Genomic DNA, 25,915 nt, shown 5'->3' with positions numbered 1-25,915 from the left:
TAATGCCCCGTTCGCGCCGACGGCGCTAGAATCGCGGCATGAAACTCTGGTCGATCCGCGGCAATACGCAGAAGCTCGACGGCGGCGCGATGTACGGCAACGCGCCGAAGGCGATGTGGGAACGCTGGTCGCCGCCGGACGGCGAAAACCGCATCGATCTCGCCTGCCGCGCACTGCTCGCCAGCCCGCTCGCCGGCAAGACCGTGTTGTTCGAAACCGGCATCGGCGCGTTCTTCGAACCCAAGCTGCGCGAACGCTACGGTGTGCAGGAAGCCAACCACGTGCTGCTCGATTCGCTGCGCGATGCGGGCTTCACGCACGAGGACGTCGACGTCGTCGTGCTGTCGCACCTGCATTTCGACCACGCCGGCGGCCTGCTCGCGGCGTGGGAAGAAAACGCGCCGCCGCGATTGCTGTTCCCGAACGCGACCTTCGTCGTCGGTCGCGAGCATTGGCAACGCGCGCGCGATCCGCATCCGCGCGACCGTGCCAGCTTCATCCCCGAATTGCCGGGCCTGCTCGAAGCCAGCGGCAGGCTCGAACTCGTGGATGGCGATTGGTCGAAAACGCTGGGCCGCAACGTGCGTTTCCATCACAGCGACGGGCACACGCCGGGATTGATGCTCGCGGAAATCGTCGGGCCGGAAATCGTGGATGGCGAAGCGCACGGCGGCGTGGTGTTCTGCGCCGACCTCATTCCCGGGCGGCCGTGGGTGCACGTGCCGATCACCATGGGCTACGACCGCTGCGCGGAAACGCTGATCGACGAGAAGCGCGCCTTCCTCGAGGACAAGCTCGCGCGCAACGTGCACCTGTTCTTCACCCACGATCCGGGCTGCGCGCTGGCGCAGGTCGTGCGCGACGAAAAGGGGAAGTTCGGCACCGCGCACGAAGTCGCGGAACTACACGCGCGGGCGCTGGCCGCATGAAATTTGCGTCGCTGCCCCTGCTGCTGGCACTGGCCGGCGGCGCGCATGCGCAGGACGCGGTGCACCCGCAGGGCCAGCCGACATCCGCGCATCCGCCGCGCGATGCCGCGTTCGGCGTGACCGCGCGCGGCTTCGGCCTGCAGCGCCAGGTCGAGATGCTGCAGTGGCGCAGGTTCGGGCCGGGCTACCGCAAGGAATGGAGCGAACAGCCGATCGATTCGACGGGTTACGCGAAGGAATATCGCAATCCCGCCGCTTTCCCGATCGAGACGCGCTACTGGATCGCGACCGACGCGATGCTCGACGGCAAGGCCATCGACGACGACGTGCTCAAGGAATTCGGCCAGTGGCACGATTTCCGTCCCAGTTTTTCCGCGTTGCCGGCGAACCTCGCGGCGACGTTCCAGCCCGAGGGCGATGGCCTCGGGACCGCGGACAATCCGCTCGATCCGCAGGTCGGCGACCTGCGCGTGCATTGGCGCGAACTGGAATTGCCGCCGCTGCAGGGCAAGGTGGCGTTGCAGGGCGGGGTGTGGATTCCCGCGTCGGATGCGGTGCCCGAAAGTGTCGTCGCGGCCAGCGACACCGTCGCCGATGCAACTTCGGCGAAACCCGATCGCTGGATCTTGTGGCTGGTGGTCGCCGTGGTGCTCGTGATCAGCGGCGCGTGGTGGTTGCGCCGCCGCCGGAGTTGATCGGCTTGGATGGGTTGTCAGGCCGCGGCCTGCAATGCACGCACTCTAAGCCCGGCCCATTGGGTGAAACCCAGCGCGGAAGTGCCGAAGAAAAGTGCCGCGGCCGACGCGATGCGAAGGTTGACCGACGAACCCAAGTCAATACCATGCGGATAAATGGCAAAGGTTCCCAAAAAGACCGCAAGAAAATACGTGAGCGCCGCTAAAGCCGCGATCCAAAACCCGCGAGGCAGGCGAATCTTTGGTTGTGGCGCCTTGCGATGCTCCCAAGTAATGATGTGATGCCCAGCCAAAGATGCGAAGGCAATAAGCCCAGCGGCCATGGCCGCAAGAGAAAGGTAAAGCGGCAATCGCGCGGGATGAGAGGACAAAGGAAGCCATGCGTATACGCTGGAGAGTAGTCCAGCGAAAGCAACGGCAAGGCAGAGCCAAGCAGGGCCGGTGAGCGATCTAAAGAATTCAGCAATCTGCCGCATTTTCCCTGCGATCTACGCGCTTACGCCGCAGCCGGCTGCTGCACGCGGGGGCCTTCGAGCAGCGCGCGTTTCACCAGCGACACCAGCAGGTCGAGTTCCTGCGCGCCCATCGCGAAATGCGGGGTGAAGCGCAGCGAATTCTCGCCGCCGTGGATCACGCCCAGGCCATGCTCGCGCAACCATTCCTCGGTGGAGCCGGCGCCGTAGCCCTTGAATTGCGGCGCAAGCTCGCAGGAGAACAGCAGGCCGGTGCCCTGGACCTTGGTGATCAGGCCCGGCAGTTCGGCCTTCAGCGCTTCGAGTTTCACAAGCGCTTCCTTGCCGCGCTGCTGGATGTTGGCGCGCAGTTCCGGGGTGAGCTGCGACAGCACCGCGCAGGCGACATCCAGCGCGCGCGGATTGGCGGTCATGGTGTTGCCGTACAGGCCGCGCTTGTAGATCGCGGCGGTGCTTTCGGTCACCGCGAGCACCGACAGCGGGTACTGCGCGGCGTTGAGCGCCTTGGAATAGGTTTCCATGTCCGGCGCATCGAGCGATTCGAAACCGGGGTAATCGACGACCGACAGATAACCGGTCGCGCGCAGGCCGGCCTGGATCGAATCGACCAGGAACAGCGAACCGTGCTCGCGGGTCAGTTCGCGCGCCAGCTGGTAGAACGCCGGCGGCACGCTGCGGCCCGGGTCGCCTTCGCCCATCACCGGCTCGAGGAACATCGCCTCGATGAACCAGCCGTTGGTTTCCGCGTCCGCGAACACTTTCTTCAGCGCATCCGCGTCGTACGGCGGCACAGTGATCACGCTGGATTCGCCGCGGTAGCTAGCGAGGTATTGCACGTAGGTCTTGCGGCTGGAATCCGAATACAGCGCCGGCTTGTCGGTGCGGCCGTGGAACGCGCCCTTCACCACCACGCGCTTGATCGCCTTGCCGGCGTGGCGCGCGCCCGGGTCGGTCATGGTTTTGGCGTTGGCGTCGACGATGCGCGCGGCCAGCGACACCGATTCCGAACCGGAATTGAGGCACATGAAGCTGGCGTACGGACAGCCGCCGCGGGTCGAGCCGATTTCCTGCTTCAGCGCGCGGGTGAAGCGCAGCTGCGAAACGCTCGGGGTCATGATGTTGGCCACCGCCTGCGGCCGGGCCATCGCCGCCATCACCTTCTCCGGCGTGTGGCCGAAGCCGAGCATGCCGTAGCCGCCAGTGTCGTACAGCACCGCGCCCTTGAGCGTGACCAGCCACGGCCCGCGCGCGGCCAGCGCGACGTAGGGGTTGGCGGCGTCGTGCGAATAGAAATTGACGAAGCCGGACTGCACTTCCAGCGTCTGCGCGTCTTCGTCCAGGCCGAGCAGCTCCGGGAATTCGGCGCGCACGCGCTCGTACTCGGCGGCGGCGGCGGCGATGGCTTCGCCCAGCTGCGGATCGCGACCGGCGAAGTCGAGGATCGTCGCGTCGGCGAGGCCGCTGGTGCGGGCCTTGCCATGTGCGCGCAGCGGGGCGAGGAGGTCGGTCACGACGGCCATGGGAATCTCCGGTTTCGGGCTTTAAACCGACATTATCCGGAGAATTCCGGCGAAAGGTAGTCGGAAGAACGACGAAATGCGGCTATATTCCGTCGAATCGACGTGGAGGATCCTACGGAATGAAGCTCTCCGAGACCGACCAACGCCTGCTCAGCGCCCTACGCGAGAACGCACGGGCTTCCACCGCGGAGATCGCGCGCAAGCTCAAGCTCTCGCGCAGCACCGTGCAGGGCCGGATCGAACGGCTCGAGCGCGAGGGCGTGGTCGCCGGCTACACCGTGCGCGTGCACGAGGCGGCCGAACGCGGCCACATCCGCGCGCACATCATGATCACCGTGCTGCCGCGGCAGATGACGGCGGTCGCGGATGCGCTGCGCGCCATGCCCGAGATCCGCACCCTGCATTCGGTCAGCGGCCCGTTCGACCTGATCGCGATCGGCGTGGTGCCGGCGATCGCCGAGATGGACGAGCTCACCGACCGCATCGGCGGGCTCGACGGCGTCGAACGCACGACCTCCTCGATCATCCTGTCGGCGAAGTTCGAGCGGTAGGGCGGGCCTTGGCCCGCCTGTGCGCATCGTGAACGACGATGGCGGGCCAAGGCCCGCCCTACAATTGCTCGATGAAGAAGTCGGATTTCCACTACGAACTTCCGCCGGAACTGATCGCGCAGGCGCCATTGCCGCAGCGTTCGGCCAGCCGCTTGCTCGTCGTGCCGCCGGGCGAGGGCGCGTTCGAGGATCGCCATGTCCGCGACCTGCCGTCGCTGCTGCGCGCGGGCGACCTGCTGGTGTTCAACGACACGCGGGTGATCCCGGCACGGCTGTTCGGGCAGAAGGCCAGCGGCGGGCGGGTGGAAATCCTGATCGAACGCCTGCTGCCCGGGAACGAAGCGCGCGCGCAGCTCGGCGTGAGCAAGCCGCCGCAGGTCGGCAGCCGCATCGCGCTCGATGCCGGCGGCGAAACCGAAGTGCTGGCGCGCGAGGAAGGCGGTTTCTGGCATCTCCGCTTCCACGTTCCGGAATCGCTCGAAAACTGGCTGCTGCACGCCGGGCGCATGCCGTTGCCGCCCTACATCCAGCGCGAACCGGGCGCCGACGACGCAGAGCGCTACCAGACCGTGTTCGCGCGCGCGGTCGGCGCGGTCGCCGCGCCCACCGCCGGGCTGCATTTCGACGAAGCGCTGCTCGATGCGCTGCGCGAACGCGGCGTGCATTTCGGCCACGTCACCCTGCACGTCGGCGCGGGCACGTTCCAGCCGGTGCGCGTGGACGACATCCGCGAACACCGCATGCACAGCGAATGGCTGAACGTCGGCGCGGAACTGGTGCAGCAGGTGCGACGCACGCGCGAAGCCGGCGGTCGCGTGGTCGCGATCGGCACGACCGTGGTGCGCGCGCTGGAGTCGGCGATGCAGGGCGACGAACTGCAGCCGTTCGCGGGCGAGACCAGCATTTTCCTGTTCCCGGGCGTGCGCATCCGCAGCGTCGATGCGCTGCTCACGAATTTCCACCTGCCGGAAAGCACGTTGCTGATGCTGGTGTCGGCGTTCGCCGGCAAGGAACGCATCTTCGCCGCCTACGAACACGCGGTGCGCGAGCGCTACCGCTTCTTCAGCTACGGCGATGCGATGCTGTTGTGGCCGGAGGCGGATGGCGTCCCTCCCTTTGAAAAAGGGGGGCAGGGGGGATTTGCCACGGTGCGCGAGAACGCGGAAGAGCGAATCCTCCCCGACCCTCCTTTTCCAAAGGAGGGAGGAGAGCAATGAGCCGCATGCAATTCCAGTTGCTCGGCAACGACGGCGCCGCGCGTCGCGGCCGGATCACCTTCCCGCGCGGAACGGTGGAAACGCCGGCGTTCATGCCGGTGGGCACCTACGGTTCGGTCAAGGGCATGCTGCCCGGACAACTGCGCGATCTCGGTGCGGAGATGGTGCTCGGCAACACCTTCCACCTGTTCCTGCGCCCCGGGCTCGAAGTCATCGAGGCGCATGGCGGCCTGCACGGCTTCATGCGCTGGAACGGGCCGATCCTCACCGATTCCGGCGGTTTCCAGGTGTTCTCGCTCGCGCACCGGCGCAAGGTGACCGAGCAGGGCGTGACCTTCGCCGCGCCCACCGACGGCAGCAAGGTGTTCCTCGGGCCCGAGGAATCAATGCACATCCAGAAGGTGCTCGGCTCGGACATCGTGATGATCTTCGACGAATGCCCGCCGGTGAACGGCAAGGACGGGCAGCCCGTGCATCCGCGCGTGGTCGAGAAATCGATGGAGTTGTCGCTGCGCTGGGCCGAGCGTTCGAAGGTCGCGCACGCAGGCAACGACGCGGCGCTGTTCGGCATCGTGCAGGGCGGGGTGCATCGCGACCTGCGCACGCGTTCGGCGGAAGGACTGAAGCAGATCGGCTTCGACGGTTACGCCATCGGCGGGCTCGCGGTCGGCGAGAGCGAGGCCGAGCGCAACGCCATGCTCGACCACACCGCGCCGCAGTTGCCCGAAGACCGGCCGCGCTACCTGATGGGCGTGGGCCGGCCCGAGGACCTGGTCGAGGCGGTGGCGCGCGGGGTGGACATGTTCGATTGCGTGATGCCGACCCGCAACGCGCGCAACGGCCACTACTTCACCTCGACCGGCACGGTCCGGATCCGGAATTCGAAATACGAGCGCGACCTGCGGACCATCGAGGAAGGCTGCGGCTGCGCGGCCTGCGCCGGCGGCTACAGCCGCGCCTACCTGCGCCACCTCGACCGCTGCAACGAGATGCTGGCGCCGATCCTCGGCACCCTGCACAACCTCTGGTACTACGAAAAGCTGATGGCGGACATGCGCTCGGCCATCGGCCAGGGAACCTTCGCCGCGTTCCGGGAGTCCTTCCACGCCGCCCGCAAGACCCCTCGCCCGCATTCGGGAGAGGGGCTGGGGTGAGGGTGGGGTTGAGTTGTCCTCCGCCGACCACATGAGTTCGAGGGGTGGCCAAGTGCCACCCTCATCCGCCTTCGGCACCTTCTCCCGCCAGCGGGAGAAGGAAAAAGCCGGACGCATGGCATAATTCCCTGCTGTTTTCCGTACTGGACCAATGATGATGGATCTGCTCGACCTGCTGATCTCGCCCGCCCACGCCCAGGCTGCCGCCGGACAGGCCGCGCCCGGGGGACTGTTCGGGGGCGGCCTCGGCCTGCTGTTCCCGCTGATCCTGATCGGCGTCATGTACTTCCTGATGATCCGCCCTCAGATGAAGCGGCAGAAGGAACACATGGCGATGCTCGGCAAGCTCGCGGTCGGCGACGAAGTCATCACCAACGGCGGCATCGCCGGCACGGTGCGCGAGCTCGGCGACCACTTCGTCGGCGTCGAGATCGCGGACGGCGTCCGCGTCCGCGTGCAGAAGTCCGCCATCGCCAACGTGTTGCCCAAGGGCACGCTGAAGTCGGCCTGATCCGTTCCGCCAACCGAAGCGCGGCCCGGACGGGTCCGCGCGGGATGCCCCGATGCTCGAATTCGCTCGCTGGAAATATTTCCTGATCCTGGCCGTGGTGCTGCTCGGCGTGGTCTATGCGCTGCCCAACGCCTACCAGAAGGATCCTTCCGTCCAGATCACCGCCAACCGCAACGGCAAGCTGGACGCGGCGCTAGTGGCCCGCGTGCGCGACGAGCTGGTCAAGGACGGCCTGCACCCGAAGGGGGTCGCCATCGAGGGCGACAACCTCATGGCGCGGATGACCAACCTCGACGAGCAGAACAAGGCCAACAACCTGCTGCGCACTTCGCTGGGCGAGGACTACACGGTCGCGCTGAACCTGGCGTCCACCGTCCCGCCGTGGCTGGCGCACCTCGGCGGCAAACCGATGGTGCTGGGCCTCGACCTGCAGGGCGGCGTGCACTTCGTGCTGCAGGCGGACCAGAAGGCGGCGCTGCAGAAGCGCGTCGATGCCTTCGCCGAGGACATCCGCGCGACCCTGCGCGACAACCGCATTCCCTACCAGGGCGTGCAGGTGCAGCCGGGCAACACCATCGTCGCCACGCTGGGCCAGTCCGTCGGCGGCGATGCGCTGGACGAGGCGCGCAATGCGATCGCGCAGTCGCAGCCCACCCTCGTGGTCGATGCCAGCGACGGCCGCATCGTGGTCACGATCCCCGACGCCGAGCTGAGGAAGATCGGCGCCGACGCGATCGAACAGAACATCACCACCCTGCGCAACCGCGTCAACGAATTGCACGTGGCCGAACCCATCATCCAGCGCCAGGGCGAGGACCGCGTGGTCGTGCAGCTCCCGGGCGTGCAGGACACCGCCGAGGCCAAGCGCCTGATCGGCGCGACCGCGACGCTGGAGTTCCGCGCCGTCGTGGACGGCGACGCACAGGATGCCCAGCGCACCGGCCGCGTGCCGCCGGAAGCCAAGCTCTACCACGTCCGCGACACCAACCAGCCGTTGCTGCTCAGCAAGCGCGTGCTCGCTTCCGGCGACCAGATGGTCAACGCGAAGGTCGGCACCGACCAGAACGGCCTGCCGGCGGTGGACATCACCCTCAACAGCGCCGCCGGCCAGCGCATGTTCGACTTCACCAGCAACAACGTCGGCAAGCTGATGTCGGTGGTGTACATCGAACGCATCCCGACCGTGACCGTGGTCGACGGACAGGAAGTGCGCAGCGTCAAGGTCCGCGAGGAAGCGTTGTCGCCGACGCGGGTCGCCGGCGTGTTCGGCAAGAATTTCCAGACCACCGGCCTGGAGAAGGTCGAGGCCGACAACCTCGCCAAGCTGCTGCGCGCCGGTTCGCTGGCCGCGCCGATGGACTTCGTCGAGGAACGCGTCATCGGTCCCAGCCTCGGCGCCGAGAACGTGCGCCGCGGCATCACCGCGGTGGTCTACGCGTTCCTGTTCACGCTGGCGTTCTTCACCATCTACTACCGCATGTTCGGCGTGATCACCTCGATCGCGCTGCTGCTCAACCTGCTGATCGTGGTCGCGGTAATGTCGATGTTCGGCGCGACGATGACGTTGCCGGGCTTCGCCGGCCTGGCGCTGTCGGTCGGCCTGTCGGTGGACGCGAACGTGCTGATCAACGAGCGCATCCGCGAGGAACTCCGGCACGGCATGCCGCCCAAGACCGCGATCCAGCACGGCTACGAGCGCGCCGGCGGCACCATCATGGACGCCAACCTCACCGGCCTGATCGTCGGCGTCGCGTTGTTCGTGTTCGGCACCGGCCCGCTGCAGGGCTTCGCCATGACCATGATCATCGGCATCTTCGCGTCGATGTTCACCGCGATCACGGTTTCCCGCGCGATCGCCACGCTGCTGTACGGCCGTCGCAAGAACCTCAAGACCGTCGCCATCTGACCGGCTGGAACGCATCGATGAAACTGTTTCCGCTCCACCTCATCCCGAACGACACCAACATCGACTTCATGCGCTGGCGCAGGTTCACGCTGGCGCTGGCGCTGCTGGCGTTCGTCGCGTCGCTGGCGATCATCGGCCTCAAGGGCTTCAACTACGCCCTGGAATTCACCGGCGGCACCGTGGTCGAGGCGCGATTCGACAAGACCCTCGACGTCGACGCGGTGCGCAAGCAGCTCGATGCGATCGGCTACGGCCACGCCGAGGTGCAGACCTTCGGCGGCGGCAACGACGTGATGATCCGCCTGCAGCCGCAGGGCGAGCACAACAACGCCGACGGCGACAAGACGGTGGCGAACATCGTGGTCAAGGCGATCGGCACGCCGGAGAACCCGGCGCACCTGCTGCGCACCGAGTTCGTGGGCCCGCAGGTCGGCAAGGACCTGGCCTGGAACGGCTTGTACGCGACCATCTTCATGCTGGTCGGATTCCTCGGCTACATCGCGTTCCGGTTCGAATTGAAGTTCGCGATCGTGGCCTCGATCACCGCCTTCCTCGACCTGATCGTGACCGTGGCCTACGTGTCCGCGACCGGCCGCGAGTTCGACCTCACGGTGCTCGCCGGCCTGCTGTCGGTGATGGGCTTCGCGATCAACGACATCATCGTGGTGTTCGATCGCGTGCGCGAGAACTTCCGCGGCATGCGCGCGCAACCTCTGGAAGTGCTGAACAAGTCGATCAACCAGACCCTGTCGCGCACCATCATCACCGCGGTGATGTTCTTCCTGTCGGCGTGGGCGCTGTACCTGTATGGCGGCGAATCGATGCAGGGCCTCGCCGAGACGCACATGATCGGCGCGGTCATCGTCGTGGTGTCCTCGGTCGTGGTCGCGGTGCCGATGCTGGCGGTGCGGCCGTTCGCTGTCACCAAGCAGGACCTGATGCCGAAGGCGAAGGACGTGGAGGCGCTGGCGCGCCGGCCTTGAATTTTGCTTGTCACCTCTCCCCTTGAGGGAGAGGTCGATGCGCGCAAGCGCATCGGGAGAGGGGTGGAATGCGTGCCGAACCCTCTCCCGCCCTTCGGGCACCCTCTCCCACAAGGGGAGAGGGAAGCGATCAATCGAACGCCTTGGCGTAACCGCTGGAGACGATGGTCTTCTGCAAGGGTTCGACCAGCTTGACGTTGCCGGCGACGACCTGGCGGCCGCGCGCCTCGGCGATGTCCATGCGCGACAACGCGGCGCCGCGGAAATCGCAGACGCGGCCACCGGCCTCGCGCACCAGCAGCACCCCGGCGGCGATATCCCAGGGCTGCACGCCGGCTTCGAAATAACCGTCGAAGCGGCCGCAGGCGACATAGGCCAGGTCGAGCGCGGCGGAGCCCGTGCGGCGCACGTCCTCGGCCTGTTCCAGCAATGCGTTCAGACAATCGAGCTGCGGTTTGGCGCGCGCGCGTTCGCGCGGAGGGAAGCCGGTGCAGAGCAGGGCGCCTTCCAGGTCGCGGCGTTCGGCCACGCGCAGGCGGCGGTCGTCGAGCACCGCGCCCGAACCACGCGAGGCGACGAACAATTCGTTGCGCAGCGGATCGAACACCACGCCGTGAACCGGTTCGCCGTTGTCGACCAGGGCGATGGACACGCACCAGTGCGGGATGCCGCGCAGGTAGTTGCTGGTGCCGTCGAGCGGATCGATGACCCAGGTGAACTTCGCCTTCTTGCCGCCACGCGCGGGCTGGTGCCCGCCTTCCTCGCCGAGCACCGCGTATTCGGGGCCGGCCTTGCGCAGTTCCTTGACGATCGCTTCCTCGGCCAGACCGTCCACTTCGCTGGCGTAGTCCATGCGCTGCTTCTCGACCACGTTCAGTGCGTCGAGCTTGTGCATGTTCCGCAGCAGCACGCTGCCGCCGGCGCGGGCCGCCTTGACCATGAGCGTGACGGCAGGCTTCTGCATGGGAACGGACCTCGTGGAGGGGCGGCGGGCGAGGGAAAAGAGCAGGCCGGCGCGGGGGCCGGGGCGCGGAGTTTACCATTCGCGGCATGAGCGACGATTCGAACGCAATTCCAGCCGTTGATGCCGTATTCGGGCGCGTGCGCATGGTGCTGGTCGGCACCCAGCACCCGGGCAACATCGGTTCCGCCGCGCGCGCGCTGAAGACCATGGGCCTGTCGCGGCTGGTGCTGGTCGCGCCCGAGCGATTCCCGCATGTCGAGGCCGATGCGCTCGCCGCCGGGGCCGGTGACGTGCTCGAAGCCGCGCGCGTGCTCGGCGATCCCGCCGAAGCCGTGGCCGATTGCCGGCTGGTGCTCGGCTGCACCGCGCGCGACCGCCGCATCGCCCTGCCGATGCTGTCGCCGCGCGAGGCCGCGGCGCAGGCGGTGGACACCGCGCGGGCGGGCGGCGAGGTCGCATTGCTGTTCGGGCGCGAGCGCACCGGCCTCGACAACGCCGAACTGCAGCTCTGCCACGCGGCGGTGCATATCCCGGCCAATCCCGACTACAGCTCGCTGAACCTGGCCGCTGCGGTGCAGGTGCTGGCCTACGAACTGCGCATGGCGATGCTCGCGGCCGAGCCAGCGGACGGGGAGGGCGAGGAAGGCGATCCGCCCGCGACCCATGCCCAGCTCGAGGGACTCTTCGCGCAACTGGCCGACACGCTGGACGCGATCGACTTCCACAAGGGTCGCGCGCCGGAATCGGCGATGCGCAAGCTGCGGAGGCTGTTCCTGCGCACCGGCCTGAACGAACGCGAGGTGCGCCTGCTGCGCGGCGTGCTCGCCGATGCCCAGCGCATGGCCCGGCTTGCGTCCGGGCGTTGAGCGTCCTCGCGCCCGCGCCGGCTTTCCGCTAGGCTCGCGGCTGTCTTCGCCGCGAACGCCGAACAGCCGAATGTCCCTTCGAGTCCTCGCCTTGCTTGGCTGCCTGCTGGCGTGCTGGGCGAAGCCCGCGGCTGCATCCAGCGACGATCCGCACGTGCTCGTGCTCGGCCGCATCAGCGACGACCCCAAGAGCCATTACGAACAGCTCAAGCCGCTGCTCGACTACATCGTCCCGCGCATGGCTGACCTCGGCATCCGCAAGGGCGAGATCCTGATGGCGCAGAACCTGCAGCAGATGGGCAGCTACCTGCGCCGCGGCCGCGTCGACTGGGTCAGCGAGACTTCGGCCAGCGGCATGTGGCTTGAAGCGCGCGCCGGGGCGACCCCGTTGCTGCTCACCGAGCGTTTCGGCCGCAACACCTACCACACCGTGTTCTTCGCCCGGCGCGGTTCCGGCATCGACGGCATCGACGGGATGCGCGGGCACAGCATCGCCTTCCAGAACACCTCGTCGACGACGGCCTACTTCGTGCCCGCGATGCAACTGCTGCAGCGCGACCTGCCGCTGACGTTGCTGCTGTCGCCGCGCGACAGGCCGGGGCGCGGCGATGTCGGCTACCTGTTCGCGGGTTCGGAACGCAATATCGTCACCTGGGTGCAGAAGGGCCTGGTCGACGTCGGCGCGGTCAGCAGCATCGACTGGGACAACCCGCAACTGGTGACGCCAGCGTTCCGCCCCGACCTGGAGGTCATCGGCACCACGCCTGACTATCCGCGCGCGCTGGAGATGGTGCGCGGCTCGCTCGACGAACGCATCCGCGAGCGCCTGCGCCAACTGTTGCTCGATGCCGCCGCCGATCCCGACGCGGGCACCGCGCTGGCGCAATACTTCCAGACCACCGGCTTCGCGCCCATCGACGCGGATTCGATGCGCGCCCTGCACGAACTGCAGCGCGGCGTGCTGCGGGTCAAGGACCAGGTGGAATGAAGCCACTGTTCGGACTGCAGGCCAAGTTCCTCGCCCTCGTCGCGATCTCCCTGGCGCTGGTCGCGGCGGCGCTGGGCGTGCTGCTGTTGCGCCAGAACGCAACCCAGGGCGAAATCCTCGCGCAGAGCGGCAACGAGATCCACCAGATGGTGTCGGGCAGCCTGCGCAGCCGCGGCGAAAGCACGGTGTCGCAGGCGGCGGATTCGCTGGTGAACCCGGTGTACTACTTCGACCTCGACGCGATCGGGCGCACCGCGCGCGCGCTGCTGCAGCAGCCGAACGTGCGCTACGTGATCGTCTACGACGGCGACGGCAACGTGCTCCACGACGGCTCGGTCGACATCCCGACTTTCGGCCAGCCGATGCGCGACCCGCTCGCCTACGAGGCCAGGGCCGCGGACGGCGTGCACGTGCAGCAGACCGACGACGTACTCGAGGTCTCGGCCCCGCTGCGCCTCGGCCAGGAACGCATCGGCGGCCTGCGCGTCGGCTATTCGCTGGCCGGGCTGCGCGCGGCGGAGGCCTCGTCGTCGAAGCGGCTCGGCGAGCGGTTGAGCGAAATCAATTCCCGCCATGTCGCGTTCATGGGCGGCATCCTCGGCCTGTTGCTGCTGCTCGCGGCCATCGTCGGGTTGATGGTGCAACGCCTGTTGATCGCGCCGGTCCGTTCGCTGGCGCTCGCCGCCCAGGACATCGAACGCGGCAATTACGACACCAGCATCGCCGACAGCGGCCGCAACGACGAGATCGGCGAGTTGATGCGTTCGTTCCGGCGCATGGGCACCGCGATCGCGCGCCACGACCGCGATACCCGGCGCATGGCCTATACCGATCCGTTGACCGGGCTGGCCAACCGGCTCGCGTTCCGCGAGATGCTCGATGCCGGCCTGACCACGATGCGCGGCAGTGGCCGGCAACTGGCCTTGCTGTTCGCCGACATCGACGATTTCAAGCGCGTCAACGACACCCTCGGCCACGACGCGGGGGACGAGGCGCTGGTCGCCTTCGCCGAACGCATCCGCGTGGTCGTGCGCGAGCAGTCCGGCGAGGCGGCGCAGGTGGCGCGGCTGGGCGGCGACGAGTTCGTGGTGATGGTGCAGTTCGAATCCGGCGATGCGCGCGAGGCGGCGGCGCGCCTGGGCGCGCGCGTCGTCGCCGAGATCGGCAGGCCGATCGCGATGCAGGGTCGCGACGTGTTCCTCGGCACGTCGATCGGCATCACGGTGTTCCCCGATGACGCCGCCGACAGCACCACGCTGATGAAGAACGCCGACATCGCCATGTACCAGGCGAAGGTCGCGGGCAAGAACTGCTACCGCTTCTACAACCGCACGATGGAACAGGCGGTGGCGCGGCGCATGCGCCTCGAGCAGGACCTGCACGGCGCCTGGGGCCGCGGCGAGCTCGGGCTGGTCTACCAGCCCGTGTACGACCTCGCGGACCGCAGGCTGGTCGGCGCTGAGGCGCTGCTGCGCTGGCGCCATCCCGAGCACGGCGACGTCGCGCCGACGGTGTTCGTGGACGTGGCCGAGCAGCGCGGGCTGATCGAGGAAATCGGCGGCGAGGTGCTGCGGCAGGCGATCCAGGACGCAGCGCAGTGGCTGCCGCTGTCGCCGGGGGCGCCGCCGTTCGTGTCGGTCAACGTCTCGCCGTGGCAGTTGCGCAACAGCACGCTCACGGAACTGGTCGCCGGCGCGCTGAAGACCTCGACCCTGCCGCCGGAATTCCTGCACCTGGAACTGACCGAGACCGCGGTGATCGGCGACGAGCCGCGCGCGCGCGGCGTGCTGGCCTCGCTGCGCGAACTCGGCGTGCGGGTGTGGCTGGACGATTTCGGCACCGGCTTCTCCGGACTCAGCCACCTGCGGCGGATGGCGGTGGACGGGGTGAAGATCGACCGCAGCTTCATCGCCGACGTGCTCGACGACCCGGACGACCTCGCGCTCGCGACCGCGATCATCGCGATGGCGCATTCGCTGGGCATGACCGTGGTCGCCGAGGGCGTTGAACAGGAAGGCCAGTACGCGCTGCTGCGCGAACGCGGCTGCGACCTCGCCCAAGGTTTCTGGCTGGGCCATCCCGTCGCCGCGGCCGAATTCGCCGCCCTGCTGCGGCGGCAGGGGAACATTGGCCCCTAGGAACTCCCCAGCGACTGCAGCCAGTGCAGCGCCTGCGTGGCGAGCGTTCCCGAGAGCACGCCGGAGACCGCGACCGCGACACCGGTCGCCAGCCATGCCAGCAGCATCAGCGCGCCATCGCGCTCCAGCAGCGCGAGCGCGAACATCAGCGCCATCGCGCCGAACAGGAAATTGGTGAACGGCAGCGGCAGCGAGGTCACCGCGCCGAGCAGCACCAGCAACAGCCCGGTGAACGTGGCCGCCGCGCGATGATCGAGAACCCACGCCATGCGCGGGCGGATCAGGTGTTCGAGTCGCGCCAGCCACGGCGACAGGCGGCGGTCGAAGCGCGCCATCGCCTCGCGGCGCGGGCCGCGGCGGGCGAGGAAGCCCGGCAGCCACGGCCGCCTCAATCCGACCAGCAACTGCAGGCCGATCAGCACGATCAGCGGGCCGGCGATCGCGCCGCCGCCGGGTATCGGGATGAACGCCGGCAGCGACGCCACGAACAGCAGCATGCCGAACGCGCGACGCCCGAGCCCGGACAGCAGTTCGTCGAGGCGCAGGGTTTGCGACGGATCGCCGTCGGCGAAGCGATCGAGGATCGCGCGGGTGCCGTGCTCCCGCGTGCGCTGTCCGCGCGGACGCGGATCAGGCGTCTTCGACATGGCGCGCGTCCTGCGCGATGCGTTCGAGCAGCAGCTTGTCGATGCGCGGCCCGTCGAGGTCGACGACCTCGATCCGCCATCCGTTCCAGTCGAAGTGCTCGCCGACGCGCGGGATGCGGCCGAAATGCGCGATCAGCATGCCCGCGGCGGTGTGGAAATCGTGCTCGTCCTCGTCGGGCAGCGCACCGCCGCCGAGCAGTTCGCGCAGTTCCTCCACCGGCAGGCCGCCGTCGACCAGCAGCGAGCCGTCGTCGCGTTCCACCACCAGCGGGTCGTTGTCCTGGTTCTCGCCGGACTGGATGCGCCCGACCACCGCGCCCATCAAATCGTTCACCGTGACCATGCCGGTGACGTCGCCGTATTCGTCCACCACCAGCGCCAGCGACTGCTGTTCCTCGCGGAAAATCTCGAGCAATTTCAGCGCGTGCGTGGATTCGGAGACGAACACCGCCGGGCGCAGTTCGCGGAACAGGTCCGGCTCGCGGTCGTCGAGTCGGTCGAGCAGCGATTTCACTTCGAGCACGCCGAGCACGTCGGCGTCGCTGTCGCGGTAGACCGGGTAGCGCGAGTAGGGCGTGGCGCGCATCTCGGCGAGGTTTTCCTCGAACGCGGCGCCGGCGTCGAGCCAGACGATGCGGGTGCGCGGCGTCATCAGGCTTTCGGCGGTGCGGTCGCCCAGGCGCATGACCCGGTTCATCATGTTGCGTTCGTCGTCGTCGATCAGGCCCTGCTCGTGGCTTTCGCTCACCAGCAGGCGGATTTCCTCCTCGGTCACGTGCGCGGCATCGCCCTGACCCAGGCCGATCGCGCGCATCACCGTGCGCGTGCACCAGGACAGCGCGACCACGAAGGGCTTGGCCGCGCGCGCAAAGAAATCCATCGGATAGGCGACCGCCGAGGCGATCTGTTCCGGGCGCAGCGTGCCGATGCGCTTGGGCACCAGTTCGCCGACCAGGCCGAACAGGAACAGCATGATCAGGAAACCGGCAACGAAGCCGATCCGGTCGGCATACGGCGCCAGCCAGTCGATCCGCGCGAGCGGTTCCGCGATCTTGCCGCCCATGGATTCGCCGCCGAAGTAGCCGGTGAGCAGGCTGAGCAGGGTGATCCACAGCTGCACCGCGGACAGGAAGCTTTCTGGGTGCTCGGCCAGCGACAGGGCCTTGCGCGCGCCGCGGCTGTGCGCGGCCATCTGCTTGAGCCGGATCTTGCGCGAAGTCATCACCGCCATCTCGGACATGGCGAAGAAGGCGTTGCACAGCACCAGCAACAGGACGATCAGCAGCTGCAGCATGCGCGGCTGTCCTGTCCAGGCAGGCGGGTGGCGCTGGCCGGCGGGGCGGCGGGGCGGCGGGGCGGCGGGAGGATGTCGTCGTCCATAGGGTGCGCGGGGGCGCAGCGCCATCATAGCAAGGTGCCGCCACCGGCCCGCGCGGACGGCCCGGGCGGCCGCGGGGTCACGAAACCGTCATAATTCGGCCATAGGCTTGCCATCGTTTTGCAACCCGGGGCCCCGCCATGTTTTCACTCCAGACCATCTTCGGTTCCGGAAAGCAGTTCTTCATCCTGCTCGACGAGGCCGCCGTGGCCGCGCACGACAGCACCAAGGCGCTGTACGAAATGCTCAAGGACCCGGGCCGCAACATGGGCCTGGACGCGTTCAAGCTGGCGCGCCAGCGCGAGCGCGTTGCCTCCGACAAGATCGGCAAGGCGCTGGTCGACAGCTTCATCACCCCGATCGAGCGCGAGGACATCGAATCGCTGTCCTCGGCGCTGTACAAGATCCCCAAGCAGGTCGAGCGCTTCGCCGACCGCTTCGCGCTGGCCCGCCACCGGCTCGACGGCATCGATTTCGCCCCGCGCGCGGCGATGCTGGAGAAGGCCGCCGGCGTGGTGGTGGAGATGGTCGGCGAACTGCGGCTGATGCGGCTCGAGGAAATGAGCAAGCTCAACGAGCGCCTGCGCGTGCTCGAGGCCGAGGCCGACCGCCTGATCCTGGAACTGCACCGCGACATCTATTCCGGCCGCCTCGACGCGGGCGAGATGTTCCTGCTCAAGGAGTTCTTCGAAATCCTCGAGAAGGCCATCGACCGCTGCCGCGAGGCCGGCGTGGTCGCCTACCAGATCGTGCTGAAGAATTCGTAAGGCGCCGCAGCCATGCTGACCCTCGTGCTGGTGGTCGTGGCGGTCGCGCTCGTCTTCGAGTTCATCAACGGCTTCCACGACACCGCCAACTCCATCGCCGCCTCGGTCGCGACCAAGGTGCTGACGCCGGGGCAGGCGGTGATCCTGGCCGCGATCATGAACCTGGTCGGCGCGCTCACCGGCACCGCGGTCGCGGCGACGATCGCCACCGGCATCGTCAACACCGACGTCGTCGAAGCGACTTCGCAATTGGTGCTGTGCGCGCTGTCCGGCGCCATCGCCTGGAACCTGCTGACCTGGTGGTTCGGCCTGCCGTCGTCGTCCTCGCACGCGCTGATCGGCGGTCTGTGCGGCGCGGCGCTGTCGGCTTCGCACAACGACTGGCATTCGCTGATCTGGGCGCAGAACGTCGGCGACTGGGCGCACAACAAGGGCCTGGTCTGGAAGGTGTTCTTCCCGATGGTCACCTCGCCGCTGGTCGGCTTCGTGCTCGGGGTGTTGCTGATGGTGCTGCTATGGGCGCTGATCTCGGGCATGGAACGCGCCGGAGGCCCGCTCAAGCGCCTCGCGCGACCGCGCTGGATCAACGCGATCTTCGGCAAGCTGCAGATCGTTTCCGCCGCGTACATGGGTTACGCGCACGGCCACAACGATGCGCAGAAGACCATGGGCGTGATCGCGCTGACGCTGTTCGGCGCGCAGGCCGCGGGCGCCTTCAACGACCTTCCGGCGTGGCTGGCCTTCCTGCATCCGGCGGCGGGCGCGGGCGAGAAGGACGTCGCGACCTGGATCGTCGTCACCTGCGCGCTGGTGATGGCCGCGGGCACCGCCTCCGGTGGCTGGCGCATCATCAAGACGCTCGGCCACAAGATGGTGAAACTGCATCCGCTGGACGGTTTCGCGGTCGATACGAGTTCGGCCACGGTGCTGATGGCGGCTGCGCATTTCGGCATGCCGGTCTCGACCACGCACACGGTTTCCACCGTGATCATGGGCGTGGGCTTCGCCAAGAACCCGCGCGCGCTCAAGCTCGGCGTGATCGAGCGCATCGTCTGGGCATGGATACTGACGATCCCCGCCGCCGGCGGCGTCGCCTACGGGCTGTACAAGTTGATCGAAGTCGCCGGTTGGGCGTAGGGCGGGTTTTAACCCGCCATTTCCGCGCAATCAGCGTTTCCCAACGGCGGGTCGAGACCCGCCCTACAACAAATCCCCGCCGGCCGAGAGCACGTGCTCGAGGCGGTCGCCCATGCCGCCGATCTCGAGGATGAGGCGATCGATTTCGGCGGCGTCGAGGCTGTCGTAGGGGCGGTTCTCGCACAGTTGCAGGTAGGGCACGCCGTCGAGTTCGCCGATGGCGAGGTAGCCGACGCGGCTTTCCCAGTTGAACGCGAGCGCGCGCTTGCCGTCGATGCCGGTGGTCGGCGCGATCACCGTGCTCGCGCGCAGGTAGGCGCGTTCGTCGTCGTCCTGCAGTTCGGACAGGAAGATCGCCTGGTGGCGCTTGCCGCCGTCGAGCGAGAGTTCCACGCACACCACGTAGGGTTCCTGCATGGAGATGCGGTAGCCGCTGGCGGCGAGGTGGCCGCGAACCTGTTCGAAGTTCTGCATTGAATGACGTCCGGGGGAACGATGCGGCTATGCTAACCGCAGATGGAACCCGCGTCCGCCATCGAGCGCATCCTAGCCGCGATCCGCGCCGTTCCGCGTGGCGAAGTCGCCGGTTACGGCCATATCGCGCGCCGTGCAGGGCTGCCCGGCCGCGCACGCATGGTGGCGCGCGTGCTGAGCGGCAACGAGGATCCCGGCCTGCCGTGGCACCGCATCCTGCGTTCGGACGGGCGCATCGCGTTCCCGCCGGGGTCGCGCGGATTCAAGGAACAGGCGAAGCGGTTGCGAGCCGAAGGCGTGGACGTGCGCGATGGCCGCGTGCGCATGCCGCGCGCGGATGCGAGCATCGACGAGCAGGTGTGGGGGATGTAGGCCTCGATGCCGTCATCCCGGCGAAAGCCGGGATCCATTTTGATTTTGAACTCCCGTCGCGGCTGGCGCTTTTAACAGCCGGATGGCTGTTCAACCCGCTCCCACAAAAGCCGCAAGGATCAAGGACGACGGCGGAACCACGCGGCGATGCTCAATCGCTCGCACGCCGCGGGCAACACCTCGTGTTCGATTTCGCTGCGGAAGCAGACCGCGGTGCCGCCCAGCGGTGGAATGTCGATTGCGCCACCGTCGAGGTGCAGGCGCAATGCGCCGCCGTCGTCGATGTTCCAGTCGTCGTTGAGGTAGGCGACCAGCGAGATCACGCGCGCATCGCTGTCGCGGAAACGGTCGCGGTGGCGCGCGTAGCCGGTGCCCGGCGCGTAGCGCGCGTAGTGCGCTTCGACTTCGGCGAGACCGAGGAACAGGCGTTCGTTCAAGGCGACGCGCAGTGCATCGAGCGAGGCGAGGAAGGCGCCGGTCGCCGCGCCGCAACGCGCATCGTCCAGCCACAGCGTGCGGTCGCCGCGCAGCGTGGGTTGCAAGGCACGACCCTCGCCACGGCCGGTCGCCGCGGGCGAGAGTTCGCCGGCGTCGGTCAGGCGCAACAGGTCCTCGCGCAAGGCGTGGGTCGAATCGGCATCTGGCAGGCCGAGGATGCGGCAGGTGCCGCGCGTGGCCAGCGCGTCCGCGAGCGCGTCGTGGTCGCCGGTGGCGATGTCGGGGATGGGTGAAAAGTCGCTGCACGGCATGCCGGTATCATAGGCGCGCTCATCACGGAACGACCTGCATGCCGTTCAACCTGCCTCGCGTCACCAAGGGATTGCTGATCGCGAACATCGTCTGCTTCTGCCTTCAGTTGGCCCTGGGCGAGCAGCGATACGCATTTCTCGAGCTATGGCCGTATGTCGCCGGCAGCGACATGCAGTGGTTTCGACCCTGGCAATTGGTCACCTACGCCTTCCTGCACGATCCGACCAACTTCGCGCATATCGCCTTCAACATGCTGGCGCTTTTCATGTTCGGCGCGCCGCTGGAATACACATGGGGCGAGAAGAGGTTCTTCAACTACTACATGGTTTGCGTTGTCGGCGCAGGCATCTGCCAGTTGCTGCTGACTTCATGGATGGCTGCAAACACCGGTGGAATCGGGGCCACGATGGGGGCATCCGGTGGCGTGTTCGGCCTGCTGCTCGCGTACGGGATGTTGTTCCCGAACCAGCGCGTCATGCTGCTGATCCCGCCGATCCCGATGAAGGCGCGGACGCTGGTGATCGTGTACGGCGCAATTGAATTGCTGATGGGCTTCACCGGCCTGCAGCCGGGCGTGGCGCATTTCGCGCACCTCGGCGGCATGTTGTTCGGCTGGTTGATGATCCGCTACTGGCGAGGGCAACCGCCGTTCGGCCGGCGCGGACCGCCGAGGCCGAGGATCGTGCGGTAGAGTCTCCGGGGACGGCGGTCAGGCTTGGCTGTAGGAAGAAGTCGATGCATGCACATGTTTTCTACTGGCCTGCGGTGGGATATGTGGCGCTTTACATTTACTTTGCGAGACGTGCCCTCAGGGCTGTCCGTGTGCTGTTCGAGGACTTCGGAAAGGTTGGCAAGCTAGCGGAGTCGCTCGGGTGGAAAAATTCCATCGCGACAGTCGAATTGATGTTGGACAATTCATTGCCGCGAGACGATTTTCCGGAAGATGTGAAAAGAAAGATTGGCGTTGCTCGCTTCTTCTTTTATACGACGCCAGTGGTTTTCGTCGTCTGCTGGCTGCTGATGGCGCTGTTTTCGGAATGAATGTCATCCCCAAGGAATGACGAAAAATAAAAAGCCCCGCATCGCGGGGCTTTTTTGTTGTCCGGTCGGTGTCGATGCGTCAACGCCAAACCTTCGTCTGCTTCGACTCCGGCAACTGCATCGAACCGCCGGCCTTGCACTTGAAGCTCTCGCCGAAGGCGGGCAGGTTCGCGAGCGGGCCGTTGGTGCGCCACACGCCCGGTGCGTGCTGGTCCGAAGCCGCGAGGCGCGCGGCACCCTCGGCGGTCATGTGCTGCGGCCACAACTTGGCCCAGCCGTCGAAGAACTTCTGCTTCTCCGTACTGGTCAGCGTGCCGCCCTGCGTCGTCGCAAGCGCATTCCACGCCAGCTCGAGCCCGGCCACGTCGGCGAGGTTCTCGGTCGCGGTCATGCTGCCGTTGACGTTGCTGGTCAGCTCCGGATAACGATAACCGTTGAACTGCTCGACGATCTGCGCGGTGCGCGCATTCCATGCCGCGGTGTCGGCCGGCGTCCACCAGTCGCGTATCGCGAACGAGGCATCGACCAGGTGGCCCTTGGCATCGAACGCATGCGTCAGCTCGTGGCCGATCAGCGCGCCGAACGCGCCGTAGTGCTCGCGCGGATCGGCGGTCATGTCGAGGATCGGCGCCTGCAGCGCGGCGGCGGTGACGACGAGGTGGTTCTTCATCGGGTCGTAGCCGACCGAAGGCTGCTGCGGCAGCACGTCCCAGCGACGTTGGCCGTCGTTGAGGCCGATGCGGCGCATTTCCACCGTGTGCCGCCAGGTCGAGGCGATGAGCATGTCGTCGCCGAAGTTGCCGCGCCCCAGCGGCTTCACGTCGAAGGCCGGATCGTGCGCCGGCGCGCCGATCTCGATCTTCAATTTCGCCAGCTTGGCCTTGGCTTCGGTTTTCGCTTCCGCGCTCATCCACGTGTTGCCGTCGATCGCGCTCGACATCGCGTCGCGCACGGCGTCGGCGACGGCTTCGGCGCGGGCGCGCGTGGCCAGCGGCAGGTATTTCGCGACGTATTCGCTGGCGAGGATCGGGCCGCCGGCCTGGTTGATCGCGTCCAGCACCAGTTGCTGGCGCGAACGCGGCGCGAGTTCCCCGCGCAGCACGCGGCCACGGAAATCGAAATCGACGTCGCGCCACGCCTTGGACAGGTAGGGCGCCATCGCCGCGCCGACCTGGTAGCGCAGGTAGGCTTTCCACGCATCGGGCTTGTAGGCATCGACCATCGAATCGAGTTGCGCGAACAACTGCGTGTTCGCCAGCGAGACGCGGGTGTCCTTCACCCCTTGCGCAGCCAGGAAATCGGCCAGCTGCAGGTGCGGGTATTGCTTCTTCAGTCCACCGATTTCGACCAATGCGTAGTTGCTGCGCGGATCCTGCATCGCCTGCTGCGGGCGCGAGGCCTGGGCGATGGCGGTTTCGATGGCGACGACCGCGCCTGCGTCCGCCTCGAGCTTCTCCGGCTTGGTGCCGGCGAGGGTCAGTATCTTGCGCACGTAGTCGGCATAGCGCGCCATCAGCGCGCGCGCGTCGGCGTCGGTGCGCGTGTAGAACGCGGGGTCGTGCAGGCCGAGGCCGCCCTGGGTGAAGTAGCCGATGTAGCGGTTCGGATCGGAGAGGTCGATGTCGGCGGCGAAGTCGAACGCGACCGGGATGCCGACCTGGTGCAGCGCGGCGATCGCCGGCGCGATGTCGCGGTCGCGGCGGATGCCGTCGATGCGCTTGAGCAGCGGCGCGATCGGATTCGCGCCGTTCGCTTCCACCGAGGCCTCGTCGAGGCCGCTGGCCCAGAAATCGCCAAGCAGCTTCTGGTTCGCGGTCTGCGGCGACTGCATCGCTGCGTTCAGCAGGTCGATCTGCTGCTGCCGCGCCAGCGCGTTCAACTGCCCGAGCACGGAGGTTTCGCCGCTCGCCGGATCGGCGGGATTCGCATCCATCCACGCCTTGTTCACCGACGCGTAGTAATCGCTGCAGGCGCTGCTCGTCGTCGATTTCGCCGGACTGCTGCCGCGCTTCTTCTTCGCCGCATCGGCGGTGCCGGCGACGAGGGTGGTGGCGAGGGCGAGGCCGAGGGAGACGACGAGCGGTCGGGCTGCGGGCATGGGCGATTCCGTCGCGGAAAAGGGAGCCCGGAGTCTAGCAAGGCCGGGACGCGGGCCGATGAACGCGACATGTGCCCATGGCAGCGGAAAAACGAAGGCCCGGGCATGCCGGGCCTCCGCAGGAACGCAGGCCGGGCGGACTACCAGATTTCCACGCGCGCATCGTCCGGGCGCACCATCGCATCGCCGGCCTTGCACTGGAATGCGGCCGCGAACGCCGGCATGTTCGAGGGCGCGCCGATCGCGCGGAACTTCGCCGGCGCGTGCGGATCGGTGTTGAGCAGCACCAGCTGCGCCTTGTCGCGGATGTTGCCGCGCCACACCCGGGCCCAGCTGAGGAAGAAGCGCTGGTCGCGGCTCAGGCCGTCGATCATCGGGTCCTTCTTGCCGCCATCCGCGGCTTGCAGCGCGTCGTAGGCGAAGTTGAGCCCGCCGAGGTCGCCGATGTTCTCGCCCATGGTCAGCTTGCCGTTGACGTGCTTGTCCGGCTGCGAGGCCAGCGGCGCATAGGCGTCGAACTGCGCGGCGAGCTTCGCGGTGCGCGCGTCGAAGGCGTCGCGGTCGGCCTGCGTCCACCAGTTGACGTTGTTGCCGTCGCCGTCGAACTGGCTGCCGCTGTCGTCGAAGCCGTGGCCGGATTCGTGGCCGATCACCGCGCCGATGCCGCCGTAGTTGATCGCGTCGTCGCCATTGGCGTAGAAGAACGGCGGTTGCAGGATCGCGGCCGGGAAGTTGATCGTGTTGGTGCCGGAGCTGTAGTAGGCGTTCACCGTCTGCGGCGTCATGTTCCACTCTTGGCGGTCGGTCGGCTTGCCGATCTTGTCGAGGTCGTAGCGGTTGTCGAAGCGGTTGGCCGCGCGCACGTTGGCGAAATAGTCGGTCGGCGAAATCGAAAGGCCGTCCCAGCCGCGCCACTTGTCCGGGTAGCCGATCTTGGGCAGGAACGCCTGCCATTTCTCCAGCGCCCTGGCCTTGGTTTCGTCGCTCATCCAGTCGAGGCCTTCGATCCGCGCCTTGAGCGCGTTGCGCACGTTGTCGACAAGCTGCTGCGCGCGCGCCTTGGCCTGCGGCGGGAAATAGTCCTTCACGTACAGCTGGCCGAGCGCCTCGCCCATGCCGTCGTTGACCGCGTCGAGCACGCGCTTCCATCGCGCGCGCTGCTCGGGTTGGCCGTTGAGGGTCTTGCCGTAGAAATCGAAATTCGCGTCCTGGAACGGCTTGGACAGGTACGGCGATGCGCCGTCGATGGCGTGGAAGGCGAAGTAGTCGCGCCACTGCGCCGCCGGCACGTCGGCGAGCATCTTGTCGAATTCGGCGAAGAACTTCGGTTGCGACAGCGAGAATCCGTCGGCCACGGGGACATTCGTGGCCTTGAAGAAGGCGGCCCAGTCGAGGTGCGGGGTGATCGCATCCGCTTCGGCCACGCTCATGAAGTGGTAGCGGTTCTTCGGGTCGCGCAATTCGACGCGCGACAGCGAGGCCTTGGCCAGCCGCGTTTCGAACGCGAGGATGCCGTCGGCCTTGGCCTTCGCATCCGCCGCCGGAACGCCGGTCAATTCGAACAGCTTGGCGATATAGGCGACGTAGGCCGCGCGGATGTCCTTGTTCTCGTCCAGCGTGTAGTAGTCGGGCGTCGGCAGGCCGAGGCCGCCCTGGTTGGCGAACGCGATCTGCTTGCGCGCGTCCTGGTAATCGGTACCGGAACCGAAGCGGAAACCCTGGCCTTCGCCATTCGCATAGGCGGTGCCGAGCCAGGCGACGATGCCGGCGGTGTCGTCGAGTTTCGAAATCGCATCGAGATCCGGCTTGATCGGGTCGAAGCCGGCCTTGTCGATCGCGGCCTCGTCCATGCCGGATCGATAGAACCAGCCGATCTTCTGTTCGATCGAACCGGCCTTCGCCTTGTCCGCATTCGCGTTCGCCGCATCGGCGATCTTGTGCTGTGCGGCGAGGCTTTGTTCGCGCAATTCGTCGAACGCGCCCCAGCGCGTGCGGTCGGCCGGAATCGGATTCGCCGCGATCCACTTGCCGTTGGCGTAGGCGTTGAAGTCCTGGCAGGCGGAAACGCCCAGGTCGAGCTGTTTGACGTCGAATACCGATGCGGGCTTGGCCGCGTGCGCGCCGCCGACGGCGAGCGAGGCGGCGAGGGCGATGGCCAGGGCTTGCGGTCGGGAAGCGGTCACGGGCGTCTCCGGCGGATGGCGAAACCCCGAGTCTGTGCGCCGCGGCGCGTCGTCGGCAGTGCAGGAAGTCCCGGCCCAGACCCATGTGGGAGCGAGCTTGCTCGCGAATGTCTTTCAGCGAGAAGCATTCGCGCCTAAAGGCGCTCCCACAGGGAGGGAAATGCAACAAAAAG

The 25,915-nt window shown here is 67.3% G+C and carries 24 protein-coding genes and 1 pseudogene; 16 read left to right on the top strand and 9 right to left on the bottom strand.

Going from position 1 to position 25,915, the window contains the following annotated elements; all coding sequences use genetic code 11:
- Window positions 1-38: 38 nt before the first annotated feature.
- On the top strand, window positions 39-929 hold the full coding sequence (locus FNZ56_RS05545) for an MBL fold metallo-hydrolase (protein WP_143878886.1): 891 nt from the start codon (window positions 39-41) through the stop codon (window positions 927-929).
- Window positions 926-1,624, top strand: coding sequence for a TMEM43 family protein (locus tag FNZ56_RS05540; RefSeq protein ID WP_143878885.1), 699 nt, complete (start codon window positions 926-928; stop codon window positions 1,622-1,624). The genes FNZ56_RS05545 and FNZ56_RS05540 overlap by 4 nt, the downstream gene beginning before the upstream one ends.
- A 17-nt stretch (window positions 1,625-1,641) precedes the next feature.
- Here the strand turns inward: FNZ56_RS05540 and FNZ56_RS05535 are convergent, their stop codons facing one another.
- Together FNZ56_RS05535 and FNZ56_RS05530 are read right to left on the bottom strand one after the other, a co-directional pair.
- Window positions 1,642-2,100: a hypothetical protein gene (locus FNZ56_RS05535; protein ID WP_143878884.1), complete on the bottom strand. Its 459-nt coding sequence runs from the start codon at window positions 2,098-2,100 to the stop codon at window positions 1,642-1,644.
- A gap of 20 nt (window positions 2,101-2,120) precedes the next feature.
- On the bottom strand, window positions 2,121-3,617 hold the full coding sequence (locus FNZ56_RS05530; RefSeq protein ID WP_143878883.1) for an aminotransferase class III-fold pyridoxal phosphate-dependent enzyme: 1,497 nt from the start codon (window positions 3,615-3,617) through the stop codon (window positions 2,121-2,123).
- A 119-nt stretch (window positions 3,618-3,736) separates the two neighbouring features.
- Between FNZ56_RS05530 and FNZ56_RS05525 the strand changes: the two genes are divergently transcribed.
- The 6 genes and pseudogenes from FNZ56_RS05525 to secF all read left to right on the top strand — a co-directional run bounded on the left by FNZ56_RS05525 (window position 3,737) and on the right by secF (window position 9,939).
- The gene (locus FNZ56_RS05525; RefSeq protein WP_143878882.1) at window positions 3,737-4,168 is read left to right on the top strand and encodes an Lrp/AsnC family transcriptional regulator; all 432 of its coding nucleotides are present in this window, start codon (window positions 3,737-3,739) and stop codon (window positions 4,166-4,168) included.
- A 71-nt stretch (window positions 4,169-4,239) separates the two neighbouring features.
- Window positions 4,240-5,268, top strand: a pseudogene (gene queA, locus FNZ56_RS05520) (tRNA preQ1(34) S-adenosylmethionine ribosyltransferase-isomerase QueA); the annotation flags it as partial.
- Window positions 5,269-5,381: 113 nt separating this feature from the next.
- Window positions 5,382-6,539, top strand: coding sequence for a tRNA guanosine(34) transglycosylase Tgt (gene tgt, locus FNZ56_RS05515; protein ID WP_143878880.1), 1,158 nt, complete (start codon window positions 5,382-5,384; stop codon window positions 6,537-6,539).
- A 157-nt stretch (window positions 6,540-6,696) separates the two neighbouring features.
- Complete coding sequence (gene yajC, locus FNZ56_RS05510; RefSeq protein ID WP_143878879.1) at window positions 6,697-7,050, top strand: preprotein translocase subunit YajC; 354 nt, start codon at window positions 6,697-6,699, stop codon at window positions 7,048-7,050.
- Between the two features lie 52 nt (window positions 7,051-7,102).
- On the top strand, window positions 7,103-8,956 hold the full coding sequence (secD, locus tag FNZ56_RS05505; protein ID WP_143878878.1) for a protein translocase subunit SecD: 1,854 nt from the start codon (window positions 7,103-7,105) through the stop codon (window positions 8,954-8,956).
- 17 nt (window positions 8,957-8,973) lie between these two features.
- Complete coding sequence (gene secF / locus FNZ56_RS05500; RefSeq protein WP_143878877.1) at window positions 8,974-9,939, top strand: protein translocase subunit SecF; 966 nt, start codon at window positions 8,974-8,976, stop codon at window positions 9,937-9,939.
- A 130-nt stretch (window positions 9,940-10,069) separates the two neighbouring features.
- Here the strand turns inward: secF and FNZ56_RS05495 are convergent, their stop codons facing one another.
- Complete coding sequence (locus FNZ56_RS05495) at window positions 10,070-10,903, bottom strand: inositol monophosphatase family protein (RefSeq protein ID WP_143878876.1); 834 nt, start codon at window positions 10,901-10,903, stop codon at window positions 10,070-10,072.
- 86 nt (window positions 10,904-10,989) lie between these two features.
- On the opposite strand from FNZ56_RS05495, the gene FNZ56_RS05490 reads away from it, so the two are divergent.
- The 3 genes from FNZ56_RS05490 to FNZ56_RS05480 all read left to right on the top strand — a co-directional run bounded on the left by FNZ56_RS05490 (window position 10,990) and on the right by FNZ56_RS05480 (window position 14,895).
- On the top strand, window positions 10,990-11,769 hold the full coding sequence (locus FNZ56_RS05490) for an RNA methyltransferase (protein WP_143878875.1): 780 nt from the start codon (window positions 10,990-10,992) through the stop codon (window positions 11,767-11,769).
- A gap of 70 nt (window positions 11,770-11,839) precedes the next feature.
- Window positions 11,840-12,757, top strand: coding sequence for a phosphate/phosphite/phosphonate ABC transporter substrate-binding protein (locus FNZ56_RS05485; RefSeq protein WP_143878874.1), 918 nt, complete (start codon window positions 11,840-11,842; stop codon window positions 12,755-12,757).
- Window positions 12,754-14,895, top strand: coding sequence for a putative bifunctional diguanylate cyclase/phosphodiesterase (locus FNZ56_RS05480; protein WP_143878873.1), 2,142 nt, complete (start codon window positions 12,754-12,756; stop codon window positions 14,893-14,895). Before FNZ56_RS05485 ends, FNZ56_RS05480 begins: the two co-directional genes overlap by 4 nt.
- On the opposite strand, the gene FNZ56_RS05475 is transcribed toward FNZ56_RS05480, so the two are convergent.
- Window positions 14,892-15,542, bottom strand: a complete 651-nt coding sequence (locus tag FNZ56_RS05475) for an exopolysaccharide biosynthesis protein (protein WP_143878872.1) — start codon at window positions 15,540-15,542, stop codon at window positions 14,892-14,894. The two genes, FNZ56_RS05480 and FNZ56_RS05475, sit on opposite strands and share 4 nt — an antisense overlap.
- The gene (locus FNZ56_RS05470) at window positions 15,526-16,836 is read right to left on the bottom strand and encodes a hemolysin family protein (protein ID WP_143878871.1); all 1,311 of its coding nucleotides are present in this window, start codon (window positions 16,834-16,836) and stop codon (window positions 15,526-15,528) included. Before FNZ56_RS05470 ends, FNZ56_RS05475 begins: the two co-directional genes overlap by 17 nt.
- Before the next feature lie 224 nt (window positions 16,837-17,060).
- On the opposite strand from FNZ56_RS05470, the gene FNZ56_RS05465 reads away from it, so the two are divergent.
- Together FNZ56_RS05465 and FNZ56_RS05460 are read left to right on the top strand one after the other, a co-directional pair.
- Window positions 17,061-17,687, top strand: coding sequence for a DUF47 domain-containing protein (locus FNZ56_RS05465; protein ID WP_143878870.1), 627 nt, complete (start codon window positions 17,061-17,063; stop codon window positions 17,685-17,687).
- Between the two features lie 12 nt (window positions 17,688-17,699).
- Window positions 17,700-18,824 carry an inorganic phosphate transporter gene (locus tag FNZ56_RS05460; RefSeq protein WP_143878869.1) on the top strand — a complete coding sequence of 375 codons (1,125 nt, stop codon included), beginning with the start codon at window positions 17,700-17,702 and terminating at the stop codon, window positions 18,822-18,824.
- Window positions 18,825-18,887: 63 nt separating this feature from the next.
- On the opposite strand, the gene FNZ56_RS05455 is transcribed toward FNZ56_RS05460, so the two are convergent.
- Entirely contained in the window at window positions 18,888-19,298 is a 411-nt protein-coding gene (locus tag FNZ56_RS05455) for a hypothetical protein (protein WP_143878868.1), read from the bottom strand.
- 42 nt (window positions 19,299-19,340) lie between these two features.
- Here FNZ56_RS05455 and FNZ56_RS05450 point away from each other — a divergent pair, with 42 nt between their 5' ends.
- Window positions 19,341-19,670: an MGMT family protein gene (locus FNZ56_RS05450; RefSeq protein ID WP_143878867.1), complete on the top strand. Its 330-nt coding sequence runs from the start codon at window positions 19,341-19,343 to the stop codon at window positions 19,668-19,670.
- Window positions 19,671-19,789: 119 nt separating this feature from the next.
- Here the strand turns inward: FNZ56_RS05450 and FNZ56_RS05445 are convergent, their stop codons facing one another.
- Window positions 19,790-20,419: a 2OG-Fe(II) oxygenase gene (locus FNZ56_RS05445; protein WP_143878866.1), complete on the bottom strand. Its 630-nt coding sequence runs from the start codon at window positions 20,417-20,419 to the stop codon at window positions 19,790-19,792.
- 38 nt (window positions 20,420-20,457) lie between these two features.
- Here FNZ56_RS05445 and FNZ56_RS05440 point away from each other — a divergent pair, with 38 nt between their 5' ends.
- Window positions 20,458-21,111, top strand: a complete 654-nt coding sequence (locus FNZ56_RS05440) for a rhomboid family intramembrane serine protease (protein ID WP_143878865.1) — start codon at window positions 20,458-20,460, stop codon at window positions 21,109-21,111.
- A 44-nt stretch (window positions 21,112-21,155) separates the two neighbouring features.
- The gene (locus tag FNZ56_RS05435) at window positions 21,156-21,461 is read left to right on the top strand and encodes a hypothetical protein (RefSeq protein ID WP_143878864.1); all 306 of its coding nucleotides are present in this window, start codon (window positions 21,156-21,158) and stop codon (window positions 21,459-21,461) included.
- A 79-nt stretch (window positions 21,462-21,540) separates the two neighbouring features.
- Here FNZ56_RS05435 and FNZ56_RS05430 read toward each other — a convergent pair whose 3' ends face one another.
- Complete coding sequence (locus tag FNZ56_RS05430) at window positions 21,541-23,559, bottom strand: M13-type metalloendopeptidase (RefSeq protein WP_143878863.1); 2,019 nt, start codon at window positions 23,557-23,559, stop codon at window positions 21,541-21,543.
- A 140-nt stretch (window positions 23,560-23,699) separates the two neighbouring features.
- Window positions 23,700-25,742, bottom strand: a complete 2,043-nt coding sequence (locus FNZ56_RS05425; RefSeq protein WP_143878862.1) for a M13 family metallopeptidase — start codon at window positions 25,740-25,742, stop codon at window positions 23,700-23,702.
- Window positions 25,743-25,915 lie beyond the last annotated feature (173 nt).

It is taken from the genome of Lysobacter lycopersici (genome assembly GCF_007556775.1).
Taxonomy (GTDB): domain Bacteria; phylum Pseudomonadota; class Gammaproteobacteria; order Xanthomonadales; family Xanthomonadaceae; genus Pseudoluteimonas; species Pseudoluteimonas lycopersici.
This window is presented reverse-complemented; position numbering and strand designations above follow the sequence as displayed.

Excerpts from the sequence above, each read along its gene's own strand:
- FNZ56_RS05545 (WP_143878886.1), top strand. The coding sequence starts at position 39 with ATGAAACTCTGGTCGATCCGCGGCAATACGCAGAAGCTCGACGGCGGC.
- FNZ56_RS05540 (WP_143878885.1), top strand. The coding sequence starts at position 926 with ATGAAATTTGCGTCGCTGCCCCTGCTGCTGGCACTGGCCGGCGGCGCG.
- FNZ56_RS05535 (WP_143878884.1), bottom strand. The coding sequence starts at position 2,100 with ATGCGGCAGATTGCTGAATTCTTTAGATCGCTCACCGGCCCTGCTTGG.
- FNZ56_RS05530 (WP_143878883.1), bottom strand. The coding sequence starts at position 3,617 with ATGGCCGTCGTGACCGACCTCCTCGCCCCGCTGCGCGCACATGGCAAG.
- FNZ56_RS05525 (WP_143878882.1), top strand. The coding sequence starts at position 3,737 with ATGAAGCTCTCCGAGACCGACCAACGCCTGCTCAGCGCCCTACGCGAG.
- tgt (WP_143878880.1), top strand. The coding sequence starts at position 5,382 with ATGAGCCGCATGCAATTCCAGTTGCTCGGCAACGACGGCGCCGCGCGT.
- yajC (WP_143878879.1), top strand. The coding sequence starts at position 6,697 with ATGGATCTGCTCGACCTGCTGATCTCGCCCGCCCACGCCCAGGCTGCC.
- secD (WP_143878878.1), top strand. The coding sequence starts at position 7,103 with ATGCTCGAATTCGCTCGCTGGAAATATTTCCTGATCCTGGCCGTGGTG.
- secF (WP_143878877.1), top strand. The coding sequence starts at position 8,974 with ATGAAACTGTTTCCGCTCCACCTCATCCCGAACGACACCAACATCGAC.
- FNZ56_RS05495 (WP_143878876.1), bottom strand. The coding sequence starts at position 10,903 with ATGCAGAAGCCTGCCGTCACGCTCATGGTCAAGGCGGCCCGCGCCGGC.
- FNZ56_RS05490 (WP_143878875.1), top strand. The coding sequence starts at position 10,990 with ATGAGCGACGATTCGAACGCAATTCCAGCCGTTGATGCCGTATTCGGG.
- FNZ56_RS05485 (WP_143878874.1), top strand. The coding sequence starts at position 11,840 with ATGTCCCTTCGAGTCCTCGCCTTGCTTGGCTGCCTGCTGGCGTGCTGG.
- FNZ56_RS05480 (WP_143878873.1), top strand. The coding sequence starts at position 12,754 with ATGAAGCCACTGTTCGGACTGCAGGCCAAGTTCCTCGCCCTCGTCGCG.
- FNZ56_RS05475 (WP_143878872.1), bottom strand. The coding sequence starts at position 15,542 with ATGTCGAAGACGCCTGATCCGCGTCCGCGCGGACAGCGCACGCGGGAG.
- FNZ56_RS05470 (WP_143878871.1), bottom strand. The coding sequence starts at position 16,836 with ATGCTGCAGCTGCTGATCGTCCTGTTGCTGGTGCTGTGCAACGCCTTC.
- FNZ56_RS05465 (WP_143878870.1), top strand. The coding sequence starts at position 17,061 with ATGTTTTCACTCCAGACCATCTTCGGTTCCGGAAAGCAGTTCTTCATC.
- FNZ56_RS05460 (WP_143878869.1), top strand. The coding sequence starts at position 17,700 with ATGCTGACCCTCGTGCTGGTGGTCGTGGCGGTCGCGCTCGTCTTCGAG.
- FNZ56_RS05455 (WP_143878868.1), bottom strand. The coding sequence starts at position 19,298 with ATGCAGAACTTCGAACAGGTTCGCGGCCACCTCGCCGCCAGCGGCTAC.
- FNZ56_RS05450 (WP_143878867.1), top strand. The coding sequence starts at position 19,341 with ATGGAACCCGCGTCCGCCATCGAGCGCATCCTAGCCGCGATCCGCGCC.
- FNZ56_RS05445 (WP_143878866.1), bottom strand. The coding sequence starts at position 20,419 with ATGCCGTGCAGCGACTTTTCACCCATCCCCGACATCGCCACCGGCGAC.
- FNZ56_RS05440 (WP_143878865.1), top strand. The coding sequence starts at position 20,458 with ATGCCGTTCAACCTGCCTCGCGTCACCAAGGGATTGCTGATCGCGAAC.
- FNZ56_RS05435 (WP_143878864.1), top strand. The coding sequence starts at position 21,156 with ATGCATGCACATGTTTTCTACTGGCCTGCGGTGGGATATGTGGCGCTT.
- FNZ56_RS05430 (WP_143878863.1), bottom strand. The coding sequence starts at position 23,559 with ATGCCCGCAGCCCGACCGCTCGTCGTCTCCCTCGGCCTCGCCCTCGCC.